Source organism: Robertmurraya sp. FSL W8-0741 (assembly GCF_038004005.1).
GTDB classification, from domain to species: Bacteria; Bacillota; Bacilli; order Bacillales; family Cytobacillaceae; genus Robertmurraya; species Robertmurraya siralis.
This window is the reverse complement of record NZ_JBBOQG010000001.1, coordinates 3,153,855-3,174,615: the sequence shown is the minus strand read 5'-3', so window position 1 is coordinate 3,174,615 and position 20,761 is coordinate 3,153,855. Positions and strand designations below refer to the sequence as shown.

At 40.0% G+C, this 20,761-nt stretch carries 18 protein-coding genes; 17 read left to right on the top strand and 1 reads right to left on the bottom strand.

Features of this window, described 5'->3' with window-relative positions; translation table 11 throughout:
- Positions 1-161: 161 nt before the first annotated feature.
- Positions 162-1,871 (bottom strand): Rqc2 family fibronectin-binding protein, encoded by a 1,710-nt coding sequence (locus NST02_RS15375; RefSeq protein ID WP_137742811.1) that lies wholly within the window; start codon positions 1,869-1,871, stop codon positions 162-164.
- 548 nt (positions 1,872-2,419) lie between these two features.
- Here NST02_RS15375 and NST02_RS15370 point away from each other — a divergent pair.
- The 17 genes from NST02_RS15370 (at position 2,420) to spoVM (ending at position 20,572) form a co-directional block, all read left to right on the top strand.
- Positions 2,420-5,107: a cation-translocating P-type ATPase gene (locus tag NST02_RS15370; RefSeq protein WP_340949243.1), complete on the top strand. Its 2,688-nt coding sequence runs from the start codon at positions 2,420-2,422 to the stop codon at positions 5,105-5,107.
- A gap of 256 nt (positions 5,108-5,363) precedes the next feature.
- Positions 5,364-6,239, top strand: a complete 876-nt coding sequence (locus NST02_RS15365; RefSeq protein ID WP_137742813.1) for a YicC/YloC family endoribonuclease — start codon at positions 5,364-5,366, stop codon at positions 6,237-6,239.
- Between the two features lie 60 nt (positions 6,240-6,299).
- A complete protein-coding gene (gene remA / locus NST02_RS15360) occupies positions 6,300-6,563 on the top strand; it encodes an extracellular matrix/biofilm regulator RemA (RefSeq protein WP_095307958.1) in 264 nt (87 codons plus the stop codon).
- A 9-nt stretch (positions 6,564-6,572) separates the two neighbouring features.
- Positions 6,573-7,187, top strand: coding sequence for a guanylate kinase (gene gmk / locus NST02_RS15355; RefSeq protein WP_095307960.1), 615 nt, complete (start codon positions 6,573-6,575; stop codon positions 7,185-7,187).
- Positions 7,188-7,189: 2 nt separating this feature from the next.
- Complete coding sequence (rpoZ, locus tag NST02_RS15350; RefSeq protein WP_095307962.1) at positions 7,190-7,408, top strand: DNA-directed RNA polymerase subunit omega; 219 nt, start codon at positions 7,190-7,192, stop codon at positions 7,406-7,408.
- Positions 7,409-7,656: 248 nt separating this feature from the next.
- The gene (coaBC, locus tag NST02_RS15345) at positions 7,657-8,874 is read left to right on the top strand and encodes a bifunctional phosphopantothenoylcysteine decarboxylase/phosphopantothenate--cysteine ligase CoaBC (protein WP_137742814.1); all 1,218 of its coding nucleotides are present in this window, start codon (positions 7,657-7,659) and stop codon (positions 8,872-8,874) included.
- A complete protein-coding gene (gene priA, locus NST02_RS15340; protein WP_137742815.1) occupies positions 8,864-11,263 on the top strand; it encodes a primosomal protein N' in 2,400 nt (799 codons plus the stop codon). Before coaBC ends, priA begins: the two co-directional genes overlap by 11 nt.
- Before the next feature lie 123 nt (positions 11,264-11,386).
- Positions 11,387-11,875, top strand: coding sequence for a peptide deformylase (gene def / locus NST02_RS15335; protein WP_095307967.1), 489 nt, complete (start codon positions 11,387-11,389; stop codon positions 11,873-11,875).
- Complete coding sequence (fmt, locus tag NST02_RS15330) at positions 11,868-12,806, top strand: methionyl-tRNA formyltransferase (protein ID WP_137742816.1); 939 nt, start codon at positions 11,868-11,870, stop codon at positions 12,804-12,806. The genes def and fmt overlap by 8 nt, the downstream gene beginning before the upstream one ends.
- Before the next feature lies 1 nt (position 12,807).
- Complete coding sequence (gene rsmB, locus NST02_RS15325; protein WP_095307970.1) at positions 12,808-14,151, top strand: 16S rRNA (cytosine(967)-C(5))-methyltransferase RsmB; 1,344 nt, start codon at positions 12,808-12,810, stop codon at positions 14,149-14,151.
- A 75-nt stretch (positions 14,152-14,226) separates the two neighbouring features.
- A complete protein-coding gene (gene rlmN, locus NST02_RS15320) occupies positions 14,227-15,312 on the top strand; it encodes a 23S rRNA (adenine(2503)-C(2))-methyltransferase RlmN (RefSeq protein WP_095307972.1) in 1,086 nt (361 codons plus the stop codon).
- 8 nt (positions 15,313-15,320) lie between these two features.
- A complete protein-coding gene (locus NST02_RS15315; protein WP_095308711.1) occupies positions 15,321-16,070 on the top strand; it encodes a Stp1/IreP family PP2C-type Ser/Thr phosphatase in 750 nt (249 codons plus the stop codon).
- A 5-nt stretch (positions 16,071-16,075) separates the two neighbouring features.
- Positions 16,076-18,070, top strand: coding sequence for a Stk1 family PASTA domain-containing Ser/Thr kinase (gene pknB / locus NST02_RS15310; protein WP_095307974.1), 1,995 nt, complete (start codon positions 16,076-16,078; stop codon positions 18,068-18,070).
- A 101-nt stretch (positions 18,071-18,171) separates the two neighbouring features.
- Positions 18,172-19,056, top strand: coding sequence for a ribosome small subunit-dependent GTPase A (gene rsgA / locus NST02_RS15305; protein WP_095307976.1), 885 nt, complete (start codon positions 18,172-18,174; stop codon positions 19,054-19,056).
- A gap of 2 nt (positions 19,057-19,058) precedes the next feature.
- Positions 19,059-19,703 carry a ribulose-phosphate 3-epimerase gene (gene rpe / locus NST02_RS15300; protein WP_340949242.1) on the top strand — a complete coding sequence of 215 codons (645 nt, stop codon included), beginning with the start codon at positions 19,059-19,061 and terminating at the stop codon, positions 19,701-19,703.
- 62 nt (positions 19,704-19,765) lie between these two features.
- Complete coding sequence (locus NST02_RS15295) at positions 19,766-20,410, top strand: thiamine diphosphokinase (protein ID WP_340949241.1); 645 nt, start codon at positions 19,766-19,768, stop codon at positions 20,408-20,410.
- An 81-nt stretch (positions 20,411-20,491) separates the two neighbouring features.
- Entirely contained in the window at positions 20,492-20,572 is an 81-nt protein-coding gene (gene spoVM / locus NST02_RS15290; protein ID WP_017551496.1) for a stage V sporulation protein SpoVM, read from the top strand.
- Positions 20,573-20,761: the final 189 nt, after the last annotated feature.

Below are 20,761 nucleotides of genomic sequence, written 5' to 3'. Positions count from 1 at the left end.
GCCTAAACTTTAAATGATTTGAAAGGCATTTCAATCAGCTTTGAGCTTATTATTTTACATGTTTATTGTAAACATGCATCACTAGGAAGCTTAAAGGAGGAAAACAAGCTTTCCATAAAGACATAGCCAAAAAGTCATGACCTTTGACTTTTTGGCTAAATTTAATTTTTTAATTTTAAAACGGTATCTTCCTCAGGTGTCACGTATACGGTTTGTTGATTTTCATAAATGACATATCCAGGCTTTGCTCCGCTTGGTTTTTTGACATGACGAATTTGCGTAAAGTCAACGGGTACGGAACTGGAGCTTCGTGCTTTACTAAAATAGGCTGCGAGCTGAGCCGCTTCAAGAATTGACTCTTCAGAAGGGTTCGTACTTCGAATGACCACATGGGAGCCAGGGATATCCTTCGTGTGAAGCCAAATTTCATCCTTGCCGGCAACTTTATTTGTTAAATAGTCATTCTGTTTGTTATTTTTGCCGACAAGAATTTCCGTTCCATCTGTTGCCGTGTATTTTTCCAGCATAGGCTTAGTATTTTTATGATTCTTGTTGCCTTTCTTTTGTCGATCTCGTAAGTAGCCACCCTCAATCAGTTCTTCCCGGATTTCAGAGATATCCTTTGTTGAGGCGGTCTCGACTTGCTGTAAAAGTGACTCGAAATAGGCAACTTCTTCTTTTGCTTTCTGCAATTGTTCACTCGCCATGACGAGCGCCGTTTTTGCTTTCTGATACCTCGTGAAATATCTTTGTGCATTTTCTGAAGGAGTCTTTTGTGGATTCAAAGGAATTGTAATGATTCCACCATTCTCATCATAATAATTACTAACTTCGATTTCCTTCATTCCTTTTTCAAGTGCATAAAGATTGGCAGTCAATAATTCACCATAAAGCTGATACTGGCTCGCATTCTTTGCTTCATTGATCGTTGCTTGAAGCTTTTTGATTTTCTTTTCATTTTTATCTTTTTCATTTAAAATGAACCGTTCTAAATCAGTGGATTGCTGTTTTACCCTGTCCCGCTCCGCTTTGCCAAAATAATAGCGGTCAAGAAGTTCGCTGAGCGAGTCATATCGCTTACTTTCTCCATTTAGGTGTTCCAATGGTAAGAGGTAATAGGATTCTTTCTTATCCTTCATCGTAATCGCTGGCTCATAGCGATGCTCCTTCATTTTTCGTAACACTTCTACGAACGCTTTTGGTATCGTCACTCTATTAGCAATTCCCGCCTGAAACACTATCTCTTTTGCAAGAAGAGGGGAAACTCCTGCAAAATGCTTAACAATCTGATTGTCCAATTTACCAGCATTAAAGTCTAATTTTCTTAATAAAGAATCTTCGGTTGCTTCCAATGGGTTTTCCTTGTTTTGGATAGGAGGAGCGATATATTCTTGCCCTGGCATAATTGCTCGATGGCTGTTTACCGCATAGGAAATATGCTTGATGCTATCTAGAATCATATTTCTTGTCTTATCGACTAAAATAATATTGCTATGCCGCCCCATAATCTCGACAATTAATTGCTTTGAAGAAATATCTCCAATCTCATTTCGCCCTTTTACGTCAAAGACAATAATTCGATCCATGCTTACTTGATGGATATCCTCTAAAATGAAGCCTTCAAGATGTTTTCTCAAAAGCATACAAAACATTGGAGGTTCATTTGGGTTTTCATAGCTTTCATTTGTTAATTGTGCTCTCGCATAGCTTGGATGAACGGAAATAAGCAGTTTATGATTCTTTCCGTTTGCGCGTATGATTAGCACGATTTCATTTTTAAAGGGTTGATGTATTTTATTGATTCTTCCGCCTTTTAATAGGGAAGAAAATTCTTTTGTAATCGCTCTTGTAAATAGACCGTCAAATGACATATTGAACATCCTCTTCTTTCTAAAATCTCACCTTTATCATAGCCTACTTTTGCGGAAAAAACGAATCATAACGTTAGAAGTCCACACGTATGTGCTTGTAGGTTCACTGATCATTGATAATAGAATAACAGAATCGTTTCTTGCTGCGTCAAAGGTTAAAGCATCATTCGAATTTAAGGAAGTGACGTTCTGTATCTTTTGCGCCGTGAAAAATGGTCGATTTGCTGAATATCCATTTTCTTTTAATCGTTACTATTGACATCCCATAAAGCTTTCTTATGACAAGAAAGCACAGGATAAAAGATAATATGACTGCGGCAATAATCCACATTCTTTTTTTAGATTTGCTCTCTCTATTTCCTTGTTTCTTCCCTATTTAGCTTTCTCAGTAAATATAATATTCGATAATTTCACTTTGTTATAAATTTAGATCATTTTTTGGGACGAGTCTGAATAAGCTTTCTTTAGAGTGAGTTTGCATTCTATCACAAAATACAAGCAGTGGTTAGAAAGTTTTTACGACGCTGAAGGAGGAGTGAAATGGTCGGATGAAGTTCCATGGGATGAAAGGACAAGATATTGAAAAGGTCTTGAATACCGACTTTTCTAACGGGTTAACAAACAGTGATGCTAAGAAGAGAGTAAAGCAGCATGGGTATAATGAATTGGATGAAGGTGAAAAGCAGTCAGCACTACTATTGTTTTTTAGCCAATTTAAAGATTTCATGGTTCTTGTATTATTAGGGGCAGTTCTAATTTCCGGATTATTGGGAGAATATATCGATGCGATTGCAATCATCGCGATTATCATTTTAAACGGGTTTCTAGGTTTTTTCCAGGAGAGAAAGGCGGAGAAATCATTACAAGCGTTAAAAGAACTGTCTGCTCCAAGTGTAATGGTCATGAGAGAAGGTGAATGGGAGAAGATCCCATCAAAGGAACTTGTTCCGGGAGATGTTGTTAAATTTTCGTCAGGGGACCGAATTGGTGCAGATGTAAGAGTAATAGAATCAAAAAGTTTGGAGATTGAAGAATCTGCCTTAACAGGAGAATCTCTTCCGGTCGCGAAAACAACTGAACCTCTTGAGAAAGACAATATTGGAATGGGCGATATGGAAAATATGGCCTTTATGGGGACAATGGTGACAAGAGGCTCAGGAATTGGTGTTGTCGTCGGCACTGGCATGAAGACGGCAATGGGGCAAATTGCTGATCTATTGCAAAATGCAGAGACGATGATCACACCATTGCAGAGAAAACTGCAGCAACTTGGAAAAATATTAATTATTGTCGCTATTTTGTTGACAATTTTGGTCGTATTTGTTGGCGTCATCCAAGGAAACGATTTGTATACGATGTTCTTGGCGGGAGTTTCGCTAGCAGTAGCAGCGATTCCTGAGGGTCTTCCGGCGATTGTGACAGTTGCCCTTTCACTTGGGGTTCAAAGAATGATTAAGAAAAATGCGATTGTTCGAAAGCTGCCTGCAGTGGAAACTTTAGGCTGTGCTTCCGTCATTTGTTCCGATAAAACAGGAACGATGACGCAAAACAAAATGACCGTTACCCATCTATGGAGCGGTGGAATTACCTGGAGAGTAGATGGTGTCGGTTATAATCCTTACGGCAGCTTCTATCGGGGGGAGCATGAGAGGCCGGTCGATGTCAATCGAGAAAAATCAGTACAACAAATGCTCATGTTTGGTATGCTCTGTAATCATGCTGTTTTAAAAGAAAAAGCAAAGAATGACTATATTGTCGATGGCGACCCAACGGAAGGGGCTCTCCTTGTAGCAGCAATGAAAGCAGGATACAAGCGCGAAGGTCTATTACAGCAATATCAAATTGTGCAGGAGTTTCCATTTGATTCTACGAGAAAGCTAATGTCGATCATTGTCAAAGATCAAAGTGGACGTCAGTTTATTGTAACAAAAGGTGCCCCCGATGTGATGATCGGGATTAGCGAATCGATCCTCTGGGATGGGAAGCGTCAGAATTTTTCAGTGGATCGAAAAAATGATGTCCAAACGGCAATTAATGAATTAGCATCAAAAGCGCTTCGGACAATTGCGATCGGTTTTAAAGAAGTACCAGTCAAAACACTGATCCTTGATGAAAAAGAAGCGGAGAAAGATTTGATTTTTATTGGGTTGCAGGGGATGATCGACCCGCCAAGACCTGAAGTTAAACAAGCGGTTAAAGAATGTAAGGAAGCCGGAATTAAAACCGTCATGATCACAGGCGATCATTTGATCACGGCAAAGGCAATCGCTACTCAATTGGGAATCCTTACCAAAAATAAGCGCGTTTTAGACGGGAATGCATTATCGAAGATGTCTGTCGACGAGTTAGAAGAAGTAGTCGATGATGTGGCAGTTTTTGCCCGTGTTTCACCTGAGCATAAGCTGAAAATTGTCCGTGCTTTCCAAGATCGTGGTCATATAGTAGCGATGACAGGTGATGGAGTTAATGATGCACCTGCGATTAAGACTGCTGATATTGGAGTGGCGATGGGAATTACAGGTACAGATGTGGCCAAGGAAGCGTCTGCTTTAGTTTTACTGGATGATAATTTTGCCACTATTAAAACTGCTATTAAAGAAGGACGCAATATTTATGAAAATGTTCGAAAATTTATTCGTTATTTATTGGCTTCAAATGTTGGTGAAATTCTTGTAATGCTGTTTGCGATGTTATTGGCACTGCCTCTGCCGCTTGTCCCGATCCAGATTCTTTGGGTGAATCTCGTGACGGATGGTTTACCGGCAATGGCTTTAGGTCTTGATCAACCGGAAGGGGATGTGATGAAAAGAAGTCCGCGAAATCCGAAAGAAGGGATTTTTGCTAGGGGTCTAGGCTGGAAAGTCATTTCGCGAGGGTTTTTAATCGGCATTGCGACATTGATTGCTTTTATGATTGCATTAAATCATAACCCAGATCATTTAGCGTATGCACAAACGGTGGCTTTTGCCACATTGGTGATGGCACAATTAATCCATGTATTTGATTGCCGTAGTGAAAAATCGATTTTTGCTCGAAATCCATTTGGAAATATGTATTTAGTATGGGCGGTTATCTCCTCTGTTGTCTTAATGTTTGTCGTTATTTATTATCCACCATTACAGCCAATTTTCCATACGGTTTCGATCCTCGCTAAGGATTGGCTCATGATTTTTGGTTTAGCTGCTGCACCAACTTTTTTACTGGCGGGAACATTTTTGGCAAGAAAAAGAAAGTAAACTATGTTATAATCCAATAGGTAATAGGGCAATCGCTCTATTACCTTTTTCAATGGACTGTTTTTGCGAAGTTCGGGAAGACTGTAAGCGCATTGTTTAATCGGTTTTGTGTAAGGATGTTGTTTGCAGTTAAGTCATTGCTTTAAAAGCTTGACGGGAAGGCATGAGAAGCTTGATTTTGCGGAATGAGTCCCAAATTTTTATCAACTTTATTGTTTAATATCGCCTTTCAATATCAAAAATTGGGTGTGTTGCTATGATCGTTAGTATGACAGGCTTTGGTCGAAGTAAAGCGGAACTCGAGACATGTTCTGTGACAGTAGAAATAAAAGCTGTTAATCATCGTTTTCTAGAGTTCAATATACGAATGCCTAGGCAGCTACACGTGATCGAGGACAAAATAAAGAAAAAAATTGCCGAGCATGTAACAAGAGGAAGAATTGAAGTATTTGTGACTGTTGAAGGTACAGGACACCTTTCCTCCAATGTGGTGATAGATTGGCCCCTTCTTGAAAAATATGTGCAATCAATTAAAGCGATTCAAAGTAAGTTTAAGCTGGAAGATTCATTTTCTCTACGGGATCTTTTACTGCGTGAAGATTTGATTTCGATCGAAGAAGGGCATGAGGGAAATCCGGAACTGGAACAATTGGTTCTTGATGCAATTGAAAATGCCGCTGTACAGTTGAAGCAAATGCGTATAGTAGAAGGAAAAGTTCTCGAAGATGATATACATAATCAACTAAATATTTTAAGCGAAAAAACCACTTTATTAAAAAAATATGCACCGCAGGTTGTTCAGCTTTATCGAGAAAGATTGCATAAAAGGATGGAGGAGTTCACCAATGGTGTCATCGATGAGGATAGAATGGTGAATGAAATCGCGATTTTTGCAGATAAGGCAGACATTAATGAAGAATTGACTAGATTAGCAAGTCATATTAGTCAATTTCTTAAAATCATGAGTTTAGCTGAACCAGTTGGACGTAAATTGGATTTTCTCCTCCAAGAAATGAATCGTGAGGTTAATACAATCGGTTCAAAAGGAAATGATTCAAGCATTGCTAGGGAAGTGGTCGAGATGAAAAGCTTGCTCGAAAAAATGAAAGAGCAGGTTCAAAATATAGAGTAGTCCTTGTTTAGAAATAGGCTAGCAAGGTAAAAATAAATAACTGAATTATGGAGGGGAAGCATGTCAATTAAATTAATTAACATCGGTTTTGGAAATATCGTTTCTGCTAACCGAATCATTTCGATAGTTAGTCCAGAATCAGCTCCGATTAAAAGGATTATTCAGGATGCAAGAGACAGAGGTGTGCTCATTGATGCCACTTATGGAAGAAGGACTCGAGCTGTTATTGTGATGGATAGTGACCATGTGATTCTTTCAGCGGTTCAACCTGAAACGGTTGCAGCCCGACTGAATGACCGTGATGAAATTATGGATGAAGGGTAGGTACGTTTCATGCAAGAAAAGGGGTTATTAATTGTCTTATCTGGACCCTCTGGAGTCGGGAAAGGTACCGTTAGAAAGGAAATTTTTTCGCAAGAGGATACAGCTTTTGAGTATTCCATCTCCATGACAACTCGTGCACCTAGACAAGGTGAAGTCAATGGTGTCGATTATTTTTTCAAAACAAGAGAAGAATTCGAGGCCCTTATTAAGCAGGGAAAACTGCTTGAATACGCAGAATTTGTTGGCAATTATTATGGAACACCAGTCGATTACGTTCAAGAAACTTTAAATAAAGGAAAGGATGTTTTCCTTGAAATAGAGGTGGAAGGAGCGAAACAGGTTCGGGAAAAATTCCCTGATGGTCTTTTTATCTTCCTTGTCCCTCCCAGCCTTTCAGAGTTGAAAAAACGCATCGTTACGAGGGGAACTGAGTCTGAGGAAGTGATCAACAACCGGATGAATGCGGCAAAAGAAGAAATTGAAATGATGCATTTATATGATTATGTAGTAGAAAATGATAAAGTAGAGAATGCCGTAGAGAAAATTAAAGCGATTGTGATTGCTGAGCATCTCCGGAGAGAACGGGTTGAGCCCAAATATAAAAGAATGTTGGAGGTAAATTAAATATGCTATACCCATCAATTGACTCATTATTAACAAAAATCGATTCTAAGTACTCATTGGTTTCAGTGGCGGCAAAACGAGCTCGTCGCCTACAACAGGACGCCCAGCCATATTTAACAAAATATGTTTCTCATAAATCTGTTGGCAAAGCGTTAGAAGAAATTCATGCTGATCAGCTGACATTTAGAATGGTCGATCAAGAAGAGGCAGCTACTAACTAGTATTTTGCCGGACGGTTTTACTCATCTGAAGGTGGGAAAACGAAAAATAACTAAAACAACCTAGAAATAGGTTGTTTTTTATTTCAAGATGATGTTGTTAAATTTGGCATTTTTCAATGGAAAACTGCTTCGAGAGACAAATAACAACCGTCTAATCAGGTTTTTAAGGAATATCATTGCTAAAAGATGCAATAAAACGACAATTCTTGCATAATGAAAGAAAGAGATATGTGACGGAGGAAGAAAAAATGTTAAATGAAAAAAAAGTTTTGCTTTGCGTAACGGGAGGAATAGCAGTCTATAAAGCGGCTGCGTTAACGAGCAAGCTTACGCAAGCTGGTGCAGAAGTGAAGGTAATTCTTAGTGAATCAGCGGCGAAGTTTGTTACTCCTTTGACCTTTCAAGCGTTATCAAGAAATGATGTTTATATAGATACATTTGATGAAAAGGATTCTAAAGTGATCGCTCATATTGATTTAGCAGACTGGGCCGATTTGGTTTTGATCGCCCCAGCAACGGCGAATATTATCGGAAAAATAGCCAACGGCATTGCTGATAATATGATTTCGACAACGCTTTTAGCGGCAACTTCTCCAGTGTGGGTAGCCCCTGCAATGAATGTTCATATGTATGAGCATCCTGCTGTTCAACAAAATATTGAAACGCTTCATCGCTTTGGTTATCAATTTATTGAACCCAATGAAGGCTATTTAGCTTGCGGCTATGTCGGCAAAGGTCGATTAGAAGAACCAGAAAAAATTGTTGAGTTAATCTCTGTTTTTTTTCAGACGCAGCCATCCATTTTAAGTGGCAAAAAAATAGTGGTTACAGCAGGTCCAACCCGTGAAAAAATTGATCCAGTTCGATATATTACAAACCATTCTAGCGGCAAAATGGGGTATGCAATTGCAGAGGAAGCTGCTCGTTTTGGGGCAGAAGTAGTCTTAATTTCTGGACCTGTTTCTCTGCAAGTGCCCAAGGGTGTACGGTTTATCTCTGTTGAGAGTGCTGAGGATATGTTCAATGCTGTTATGGGAGAGTATAGCTCAACAGATATTGTTATTAAAACGGCTGCGGTTGCTGATTACCGGCCGAAAATAGCTTACGATGATAAGGTTAAAAAGAAAGACGGGGCAGAAGTGCTTGAATTGGAAAGAACAAAGGATATCCTGCAGCAGTTAGGAAACGAGAAAAAGGATCAAATTCTCATCGGCTTCGCAGCGGAAACCAATCGGGTCGAGGAATATGCCCGGGCAAAGCTAAAAAAGAAAAACGCGGATATGATCGTTGCGAATAATGTGAAGGAACCGGGAGCGGGTTTTGCTACCGACACGAATATCGTGACCATTTACAAGAAGGACGGTTCAAGTTTAGAACTTCCAATCCTGTCAAAGCAGGAGGTTGCTAGAAGAATTTTAGTAGAGGCGGCTAAAATTTTAGAGGTGGCGACGAAAGATGATTGCTAAAGTAATAGTCGATGTTCCAGCTAAGCAGACGGATCGTCCCTTTGACTACAAAATTCCAGCTGCCTTGGAAAGTGTGATTAAACCTGGGATGCGCGTTGTCGTTCCTTTTGGCCCGAGGAAGCTTCAAGGGTTTGTTGTGGAAGTGCAAGAAAAATCAGCTTTTACGAAGTTAAAGGAAATTGTCGAGCCAATGGATCTGGCCCCTGTGTTAAACCAGGAACTGCTCAGTCTTGGTGATTGGTTAACAGAGGAGACCCTTTCTTACAAAATATCTGCATTTCAAGTGATGCTTCCAGCCGCTTTGAAAGCAAAATATGAAAAAAAGATTAGGAGGATTGCCCCGTTAGATCACTTGCCAGCGAAACTGCAGCCACTTTTTCAAGAGAGTGATACGATTTTGTGGAACGATGCGGCTCCTTTTTTTAGTATATTGCAAAGAGAAGCAGCCAATGGATCTATAGAAGTTATATATGAAGTGAAGGAACGTGTGAAGAAGAAAAAGATAAAATATCTTTTACCGTTATTGGATAAAGTGGCGCTTGAACAGGCGAAAGCAAGCTTGGTTGTAACTGCGGAAAAACAGAGGAAAATCATTGATTTCTTTATTGAAAAGCATGAGCCTGTTCAACTTAGGGAAATTCTATCCTATTTCAACGTTTCGACGTCAACGGTTAAAAGTCTTATAAAAAAAGGGATTTTGCAAGAAAAGGAAATGGAAGTGTATCGGGATCCGTTCGAAGATCGCGTATTTGCAAAAACGAAGCCTTTTCCTTTGACGAAGGAACAAGAAAAAGCGATTTCTCCCATTATAGCAACGGTTGAAGAGGAACGTCAGCAGGTTTTTTTATTATATGGTGTCACTGGGAGTGGAAAAACGGAAATCTACCTCCAATCCATTCAACGGGTTTTGGAGAAAGGGAAGGAAGCGATCGTGCTAGTTCCTGAGATTTCCTTAACACCGCAAATGGTCAAAAGATTTAAAGGTCGCTTTGGTGATGAAGTAGCAGTTCTTCATAGTGGGTTATCATCAGGGGAAAAATATGATGAATGGCGCAGAATTGAGCGAAAAGAAGTAAAGGTCGTCGTCGGAGCGCGCTCAGCTATTTTTGCGCCATTTGAAAATTTAGGCATCATTATAATTGATGAGGAACACGAAACAAGTTATAAACAGGAAGACAATCCACGTTATCATGCTAGAGATGTTGCTATTAAACGGTCGCAATATTATCAATGCCCCGTTATTTTAGGAAGCGCAACTCCAACATTAGAAACGTTTGCCCGGGCGCAAAAGGGAGTTTACGAGCTGCTGACATTGCCTAATCGGATGAATAATCAATCGCTTCCTTCCGTGCAGATTGTCGACATGAGAGAAGAGCTCCGAGACGGAAATCGTTCTATGTTTTCGAGAGCATTGATCGAGGGCTTAAAGGAGCGACTTGAAAAAAAAGAACAGATCGTGTTGTTTTTAAATAAACGCGGACACTCATCATTTGTTATGTGTCGTGATTGTGGCTATGTGGCAAATTGCCCTAATTGTGATATATCCTTGACATATCATCGCTTTAGTCAGCAGATGAAGTGTCATTATTGCGGATATGAGGCTTCTGTGCCGACCAGATGCCCAGAATGTAATAGCGAACATATTCGCTATTTTGGAACTGGTACACAAAAAGTAGAAGAAGAATTAGGGAAAATTCTTCCAGAAGCAAAAGTGATTAGAATGGATGTGGATACAACAAGCCGCAAAGGGGCACATGAGCGCTTGTTGACTGAATTTGAGGAGGGGAAGGCTGACATTTTACTTGGTACACAAATGATCGCCAAAGGGCTTGATTTTCCCAATATTACCTTAGTTGGTGTTCTTTCGGCAGATACAATGCTGCACTTGCCTGATTTTCGTTCTTCCGAAAAAACGTTCCAGTTGTTAACACAGGTGAGTGGTAGAGCTGGAAGACATGAGCTACCTGGTGAAGTCATCATTCAAACATATACGCCAGAGCATTATAGCATTGAGTTGGCAGCAGAACAAAATTTTGATCGTTTTTTTAAACGGGAAATGACGGTTCGCAAAGCTCGTCAATATCCACCATATTATTATATTGCACTTATCACCGTTTCCCATGAAAATGTAGCAATGGTGGCATCGGTAACCGATAAAATAGCGAAGTTTGTACAATCAAAACTATCGAATGAAGCGCATGTTCTCGGTCCAGTTGTTTCCCCTATTTCACGGATCAAAAATAGATATCGCTACCAATGTTTGATAAAATACAAACGTGAACCACAATTAAACAATGCATTAAAAACGATTCTTGACCATTATCAACAGGATATCGCCTCGAAGGGATTACAAATCTCCATTGATGTCAATCCCTATATATTAATGTAGAGGAATGTCAGGAATCATTCAAGAAGGTTTAAATCTTGAGCTTTTTTTGCGAGGGATGTAGGCAAAAAATAATTTTGTTAAAGCACTTTTTTAATCACAAGTTTTATTAATGGAGGAAATGATTTGACTGTAAAAGCAATTGTGACATATCCTGCTGAAATATTAGAGCAGGTGTGTGAGCCAGTAAAGATATTTGATAAAAAACTAGCAAAGCTCTTAACTGATATGTATGAAACGATGATTGAATTTGATGGTGTTGGTCTTGCCGCACCGCAAATAGGTGTGAACAAGCAGATCGCAATCGTTGATATAGATGATGAGTCAGGCACAATTGAGCTGATTAATCCGGAAATATTAGAAACGTCAGGCGAACAAAATGGAATAGAGGGCTGTTTGAGCTTTCCGGGACTATATGGAGAAGTGTTACGACCATATTATGTGAAAATAAAGGCATATGATCGCAAAGGCAAGCCATTTGTCATGGAAGCGGAAGATTACTTAGCTCGTGCCATTCAACATGAAATTGACCATCTTCATGGGGTTTTATTCACATCAAAGGTCAGCAAATATTTAGATGAAGAAGAGTTAGAGGAAGTGGAGCAAAATGACTAAAATCGTATTTATGGGAACGCCTGATTTTTCTGTACCTGTATTACAACAAATTATCGAAGATGGTTATGAAGTAGTCGGAGTAGTCACGCAGCCAGACCGTCCTGTGGGACGTAAAAAACTATTGACGCCACCACCAGTAAAAATGGAAGCGGAGAAACATGGAATTCCCGTCCATCAGCCAGAAAAAATCCGTCAACCAGAAGCGCTGGAACCGATTTTGGCTCTTCAGCCCGACTTAATTGTAACAGCGGCCTTTGGTCAGATTTTACCGAAGTCATTACTGGAGGCACCGAAGTTTGGCTGCATTAATGTTCATGCCTCTCTTTTACCTGAATTACGGGGGGGAGCCCCGATGCATTACGCAATCGTCGAAGGAAAAGAGAAAACGGGCATTACGATTATGTATATGGTGGAAAAACTTGATGCAGGTGATATGCTTACGCAAGTGGAAGTTCCGATCACCGAAACAGATACCGTCGGATCGTTGCACGATAAATTAAGTGCTGCAGGAGCGAAGCTGCTTTCAGAGACATTGCCTAAGCTTTTAAAAGGGGAATTGCAAGCCGTGCCGCAAAACGAAGAATTGGCTACATTTGCTTATACGATTAAACGTGAGCAAGAGAAGATCGATTGGACAAAAACGGGAGAAGCTATTTATAACCATGTGAGAGGATTTAATCCTTGGCCAGTTGCCTATACAACGCACGAAGGCACGGTTATGAAAATTTGGTGGGTCGAAAAATACGCAATCACCACAGCTCAACAGCCAGGAGAAATTATTGCCATTGAAGAGGATGGCATTGTTGTTGCAACAGGGAATAAAACAGCTGTGAAAATTATCGAACTCCAGCCTTCAGGAAAAAAACGTATGAAAGCGAGCGATTTTTTAAGAGGCGCAAAGCTAGTAGTTGGAGACAGATTAGGAGAATAAAATGGGCCAGCAAAACAATGTTAGAGAAGGTGCACTCAGAATATTAGATCAGATTGAAAAAAATCAAGCGTACAGCAATCTTCTTTTAAATAGCGAGATAAATAAAAATCAAATTGACCGAAAAGATATCGGTTTATTAACAGAGTTGGTCTATGGTACATTACAGCGCAGAATGACGCTGGATTATTACATGGAGCCATTTTTAAAAAAAGCACATAAACTCGAACCATGGGTAAAGCAATTGCTGAGATTGACGATTTATCAAATGGTTTACTTAGATAAAATACCTGATCGGGCCGCTATTTTTGAAGCTGTTGAAATTGCTAAAAAGCGTGGGCATAAAGGGATTGCTAGTATGGTCAATGGGGTTTTAAGGTCCATCCAACGACAGGGTGTTCCTAGTTTGGAAGCGATAAGCGATCCTGCCCATCGCCTTTCAATTCGTACAAGTCATCCACTATGGCTTGTTGAAAGATGGATCGATCAATTAGGCTATGATCGGGCAAAGGAAATGTGTGAACTTAATTTAACGGCTCCATTGCAAACAGCTCGCATTAATACGACAAAAACAGATTGGAAAGCATGTTTCAAAATGCTTGAGGAAGAAGGTTATCAAGTTGAAAGAAGCTCTGTTATTCCAGAAGCAATTAGGTGTTTTAAAGGGAATTTAGCTAATTCAACGGCGTTTAAGAAAGGATTGTTAACAATTCAGGACGAGAGTTCGATGATTGTTGCCTATGCATTAGGAGTAAAACAAGATGAGATGGTATTAGATGCTTGTGCAGCACCTGGAGGAAAGACAACACATATCGCGGAGAAGCTTGAACAAACAGGTCAAGTCATTTCATTAGATCTTCATGAACATAAAGTAAAACTAATCGCGCAAAACGCCAAACGGCTTGGATTAGAAAATATTGAAACAAAGGCTCTGGATAGTCGTAAAGCGGGAGAACACTTCCCTGAAGAATGCTTCGACCGCATTCTCCTTGATGCCCCATGTTCAGGCTTTGGCGTAATGAGGAGAAAACCGGATATGAAGTACAGAAAAAATGAGCAAGACGTTCAGCACCTTCAAAGAATTCAACTCGAGCTTCTGAATTCTGTTGCCCCATTGTTGAAAAAAGGTGGTATTCTTGTTTATAGTACATGTACAGTTGATGAAGCAGAAAATGCCTCTGTCATAAAGACGTTTTTAAATGAGAATAAAAATTTTATTGGTGATCATACATTGGCAGAGCGACTTCCAGATGCGATTACAGCGCTTTGTGATGAGTTTTCATTGCAAATTTTGCCGCAGGATTTTGGGTCGGACGGATTTTATATTGCAGCACTTAAGAAGACTTAATGAAAGATGACCGTTTATGAATCGCGATAAACAGATACAATGTTGATGTATAGGCAAAGAAAGAAGGTGTAGGAAGTGGAACAAACAACAAGAGTGAAGAAACAAACAACCGAGCAGAAACCATCCATTTATTCCTTACAGTTACATGAATTGAAAGAATGGTTAGTGGAACGGAACGAAAAGGGATTTAGAGGAGAACAAATTTTTGACTGGCTTTATACAAAAAGAATCACGACCTTTGAGGACATGACGAATCTTTCAAAAGGTTTACGGGAAAAGCTTGCTGAGCATTTCACGATCACAACATTAAATACATTGATTCAGCAAACATCTTCAGATGGAACGATTAAATTTTTGTTTGAGCTTCATGATGGATATTCAATTGAGACGGTCCTCATGCGCCATGAATATGGTAATTCAGTTTGTGTTACGACACAAGTCGGATGTAGAATTGGTTGTACATTTTGCGCTTCAACTTTAGGTGGGTTAAAAAGAAATCTCGAAGCGGGTGAAATTGTTTCCCAAGTGGTAAAGGTGCAACAGGCTCTAGACGAAACGGATGAGCGCGTCAGCTCTGTTGTCATTATGGGAATTGGTGAACCGTTTGATAACTTTGATTCGATGATGTCCTTTTTAAAGATTATCAATCATGACAAAGGCTTGAACATTGGTGCTCGCCATATAACGGTTTCAACAAGTGGAATTATTCCTAAGATCTATAAATTTGCAGACGAAAACTTACAAATCAATTTTGCCATTTCTCTTCATGCGCCAAATACGGAGATCAGAAGTAGGTTAATGCCGATTAACCGTGCTTATAAGCTGCCAGATTTAATGGAAGCTGTTAAGTATTATATTAACAAAACAGGTCGAAGGGTCAGCTTCGAATATGGATTATTCGGTGGCGTCAATGACCAAGTGGAGCATGCGGAAGAGCTTGCAAAACTAATCAAAGGAATCAAATGTCATGTCAATTTAATTCCAGTTAATTATGTGCCTGAAAGAGACTATGTAAGAACTCCAAAGGAACAAATTTTCTTATTTGAAAAAACATTAAAGCAGCATGGTGTCAACGTAACAATAAGAAGAGAACAAGGACATGATATTGATGCTGCATGTGGACAACTACGTGCAAAGGAGCGAAAAGAGGAGACGAGGTGACTGGTAAAGTGAAGTCCATTTTTATGACTGACAAAGGGAGAGTGCGCCAGAATAATGAGGATAATGGCGGGGTGTTTGAAAATAAGAATGGTCAGCACCTCGCTATTGTTGCTGATGGGATGGGTGGTCATCGCGCAGGGGATGTTGCAAGTGAACTTGCCGTTACATCCCTGCAGGCTTTATGGGAGCAGGCAGAAGAAATTGCAACAGCCGATCAGGCTGAAAGCTGGTTAAGGACTAATATTGTAAAAGTTAATAACAAAATTTTCGAACATGCACAGGCGAATAAAGAATGCGACGGAATGGGAACTACAATTGAGGCTGTCATTGTAACGGAGCTTTTTACGACGATTGCCCATGTTGGTGATAGTCGCAGTTACATATTAAATTCGAGTGGTTTTCAGCAATTAACAGAAGATCATACATTGGTAAATGAGCTGGTTCGAACAGGACAAATTTCGGAAGAGGATGCAGAGCATCATCCTAGAAAGAACGTGATCTTACGCGCTCTTGGAACAGAATTAGATGTAAAAATTGATCTTAAAACAATTATGTTTGAAGAAGAGGATTATCTCCTATTATGTTCTGACGGTCTTTCCAATAAAGTGAGCAATGATGAGATGAAGCGGATATTGAAGGGCGAGGAAGCGATAGAAGAAAAAGCAACTACGCTAGTCAACCTTGCTAATGAAAACGGTGGCGAAGACAATATCACCCTAGTCATTTTAGAATTTGATCAAGGTCATGAAAGAGGGTGATGTAAATGTTAATCGGTAAAAGAATAAGTGGCCGCTATAAGATCCTCGATATGATAGGCGGAGGTGGAATGGCGAATGTCTACTTAGCACATGACATGATTCTCGATCGGGATGTTGCTGTGAAAGTACTCCGTCTTGATTTTTCAAATGATGAGGAGTTTATTCGCCGTTTTCATCGTGAGGCCCAATCAGCGACAAGCTTAGCACATCCTAATATTGTTAATATTTACGATGTGGGCGAAGAAGATTCAATTTACTATATCGTGATGGAATACGTGGATGGACAGACGTTAAAGCAATATATTCAACAGCATTCTCCGGTAAGAGTGGAAACGGCACTGGATATTATGCAGCAACTCACTTCTGCCATTTCTCACGCTCATCAAAATCACATTATCCACCGTGATATAAAGCCTCACAATATTTTGATTGATCGGGAAGGAAATGTGAAGATCACTGATTTCGGGATTGCGATGGCCTTAAGTGCAACAAGTATTACACAGACTAATTCCGTTTTAGGCTCGGTTCATTATTTATCGCCGGAACAAGCGCGGGGAGGGATGGCGAATAAAAAATCCGATGTTTACTCCCTTGGAATCGTGTTATTTGAACTGTTAACGGGGAGGTTGCCATTTTCAGGAGAGTCAGCCGTCTCTATTGCTTTAAAGCATCTTCAATCAGAAACTCCATCGATCCGACGCTGGTATCCATCGATCCCGCAAAGTGTTGAAAATATCGTCTTAAAAGCAACTGCGAAAGACCCTTTTCATCGTTATGATAGTGCGGAAGATATGGAGCAAGACTTAAGAACAGCGCTCGACCCTGCACGGATGGATGAGGAACGCTTTACGATCCCTGAGGATAATGATGCGACGAAAGCAATTCCCATTATTACAAATGATCGACCGTACGGCAATTTGGATGAGACTATTGTCCATGGCAAAGAAACCGCCAAGGCTGATCCTGCAAAAGAGCAAGATGAACCAGCTGAAAAAAAGACGAAGAAGAAAGACAAGCAGAAAAAGAAGCGTAAGAAATGGCCCGTCATTTTAGTTTCTGTGTTTGTTGTCCTTATTATACTGTTTATTTCAGCGGTAACAATTCTTCCTGATCTGCTGGCACCTGACGAAATTGAGGTTCCTGATGTAGCGACGATGGAATTAGAAGAGGCGATGGCGGAGCTTGAAAAGGTTGGCTTCGTGGTCGGTGAAACGATTGAATTGCCTGATGAAGAAATTGAAGAAGGGCATGTAATTAAGACAGATCCAAAGGCTGGTCAATTACAGAAAGAAGGAACCGCGATTGATATTTATGTGAGCACTGGAAAGGAAAAAGTCGAATTATTAGATTATCGTGGCCGAGCTATTGAAGATGTTTTGCAACTGTTGGAGGATCAAAACTTCAAGGACATTATTCCGACTGAAGTACATGATGATGAAGTACCTGCGGGTATTATTATTGAGCAATCGTATACGCCAGGGGACGAAGTTGTACCAGAGGAGACGATCCTTGAATTTACTGTGAGTAAAGGGCCGGAAATTGTTAGCTTAAAAGATCTATCGGGCTATAATGCCAAAGGCTTGGAAGAGTATGCAGCTTCAGTTGGTTTGGTTGTTGACATTGCACGGGAAGAGTTTCATGATTCGGTCGCTGAAGGACTTGTCATCTCGCAAAATCCGAGAGCGGGTACGGAACTGAAAAAAGGCGACAAAGTTTCAGTAACTATTTCGAAAGGGAAAAGAGAAATTCCACCAAAGGATGTTGTTGAAGAGGTAACAATTCCATATGAGCCAGCTGAAGATGGTAAACCACAGACAGTACAAATATTTGTGGAGGATATGATCAATAGCAGTACAGTACCATATGATTCGTTTGAAATGATGGAACCTCGAACGATAAAAATTACTTTAAAAGTTGCCCATGATCGGAAAGCAGGCTACAAGGTAATTGTTGATGGCCGAGTCATCATTGACAAATCCGTACCGTATCCACAGGAGTAGACAAGGGGAAATTCCCCTTGTTAACTCGACTGGTATTTCTTAAATGTGAAGGAAGAACATTCCTTCCTGACTTAAGAATACTTTAATAAAGGAGTGTATTTATGCCTGAGGGCAAAATTATTAAAGCGTTAGCAGGGTTTTATTATGTTTTAACAGATGAAAAAAAAGTCATTCAATGCAGGGGGCGTGGGGTATTTCGCAAAAAAAAGGTGAGCCCTCTTGTTGGTGATGAAGTTCTTTTCCAAGCAGATAATGATCAGGAAGGGTATATTCTAGAAATTAAAGAACGAAAAAACGAACTCGTTCGACCTCCGATCGCCAATGTTGATCAAGCTATTTTGATTTTTTCTGCAGTTGAGCCTGACTTTAGCACAGCTTTGCTCGATCGTTTCCTTGTCCTCATTGAATATAATCGAATCCGTCCGATTATTTGTGTTTCGAAAATGGATTTGGTCAATGAAGAGGAAAGAGAACGAATTTTGAACTACGGCAGGGACTATGAAAAAGCTGGTTATCATGTCCTTTTTACCTCTTCTGCTACGGAAGACGGAGTAGAAAAATTACTGCCCTTATTAGAGGGTGAAATTTCGGTTTTTGCCGGGCAATCTGGAGTGGGAAAGTCTTCATTATTAAATGTTTTGAAGCCGGATCTTAAATTGGAGACAAATGATATTTCAACCCATTTGGGACGTGGTAAGCATACAACGAGGCATGTAGAGTTAATTGAAATTGGTGCCGGCTTAGTAGCAGATACTCCTGGATTTAGTTCATTGGAATTTATGGAGCTTGAAATGGAAGATTTAAATTATTGTTTTCCAGAGATAGAGACAGCAAGTGAATCTTGTAAATTCAGAGGCTGTTTGCATATGCAAGAGCCGAAATGTGCCGTTAAAACAGCGGTCGAATCCGGCGATATTCCCGAATACCGCTATGAGCATTACAAGCAGTTTTTGCAAGAAATAAAAGAGAGAAAGCCGAGGTATTAGCAATGGTGAAAATTGCACCTTCGATTTTATCCGCAGATTTTTCCAAACTAGGAGAAGAGATTAAAGATGTAGAAAATGGCGGGGCAGACTATATCCATGTTGATGTTATGGATGGTCATTTTGTACCTAACATCACAATTGGACCTCTGATTGTTGAAGCGATAAGACCTGTCACTAGCCTTCCGTTAGATGTTCATTTAATGATTGAAAACCCCGACCAATATGTAGAGGCGTTTGCAAGAGCTGGAGCAGATATTCTGACGGTTCATGTAGAAGCATCAAGGCATCTTCACCGTACCATCCAAAGCATCAAGTCTTGCGGTGTCAAAGCCGGAGTAGTTTTAAATCCAGCCACATCGATTGAAACGATTAAACCGATTATTGACGATGTGGACATCGTTCTGTTAATGACAGTTAACCCTGGCTTTGGCGGTCAAAAGTTCATCCATTCCGTTTTGCCAAAAATCAAAGAAGTAAGGGACTTGGTGAGATCGAGAGGTTTGGAAACTGAAATAGAAGTTGATGGTGGGGTAAATGAGGAGACTGCAAAATTATGCATTGATGCGGGGGCGAATGTACTCGTTGCAGGATCTGCGATCTATAATAAATCGGACCGAAAGCAAGCAATTGAAGGGTTACGAGGATAAAGTCAGCTGCAGTATAGCTGACTTTTTTCGTAGTTTTTTATAATTAAGCAGGGGGTGGAGAAATGTACATTAATATTGTTGCAGGTGGACCAGAAGAGCATCTGCCTGATCTTGCAGAGTTTAACGATCATTCCATCTGGGTTGGGGTAGATAAAGGTGTATTGCGCCTCATAAGCCATGGAATTGAGCCGGCCTATGCTTTTGGCGATTTTGATTCAGTAACGGATGAAGAATGGACCATGATCCGCTCAAAAGTGAAAAATATCCAAACGTTTAGAGCGGAAAAGGACGAGCCTGATATGGAACTCGCTATTAATTGGGCACTGGAGCAGTGCGCAGAAAAAATTCGTATTTTTGCCGGCACGGGAGGAAGGCTTGATCATTTTTTAGGCAATGTGCAATTAATGTTAAGGCCTTTACTAAATCATGTGAATGCGGCTATAGAAATAATTGATAAAAAAAATATTATATTTGCTAAAGGACCTGGAAGTTATCGCATAGTAAAAGATGAGCAGAAAAAATACATATCTTTTATTCCGTTTTCAAGCGCAGTGTCTGGCCTCACGCTCACTGGATTTAAATATCCGCTAAATGATCGGCATATTCCGTTAACTTCTACATTATGTATAAGTAATGAACTTATTGATGATAATGGTACTTTTTCTTTTACGAAGGGCATATTATTGGTGATAAGAAGCAATGATTAACTAATTTTTTTTGTAAGAATATAATAGTAATGCATTACTTAGGAATAATGCTGTATGCGTGAGATGGTAAGGAGGGACATGATGAAATTTTATACAATTAAACTTCCGAAATTTCTTGGTGGTATTGTCCGGGCCATGCTGGGAACATTCAAAAAGGGCTAATGTAGATCATCTTTAAAAGCAAATGATGCGCACCTCATAAACATGAGATGTCAGACTATAGACAAACTTGAGAAAGCAAGTTTGTCTATAGTCTCAGTTTGTCGACAAAAGGGGTTCGGAATGGTCACACATTCCGAACCCCTTTTGTCGACAAACTGAAGAGCATCTGCAAGGATGCTCTCATTCTTC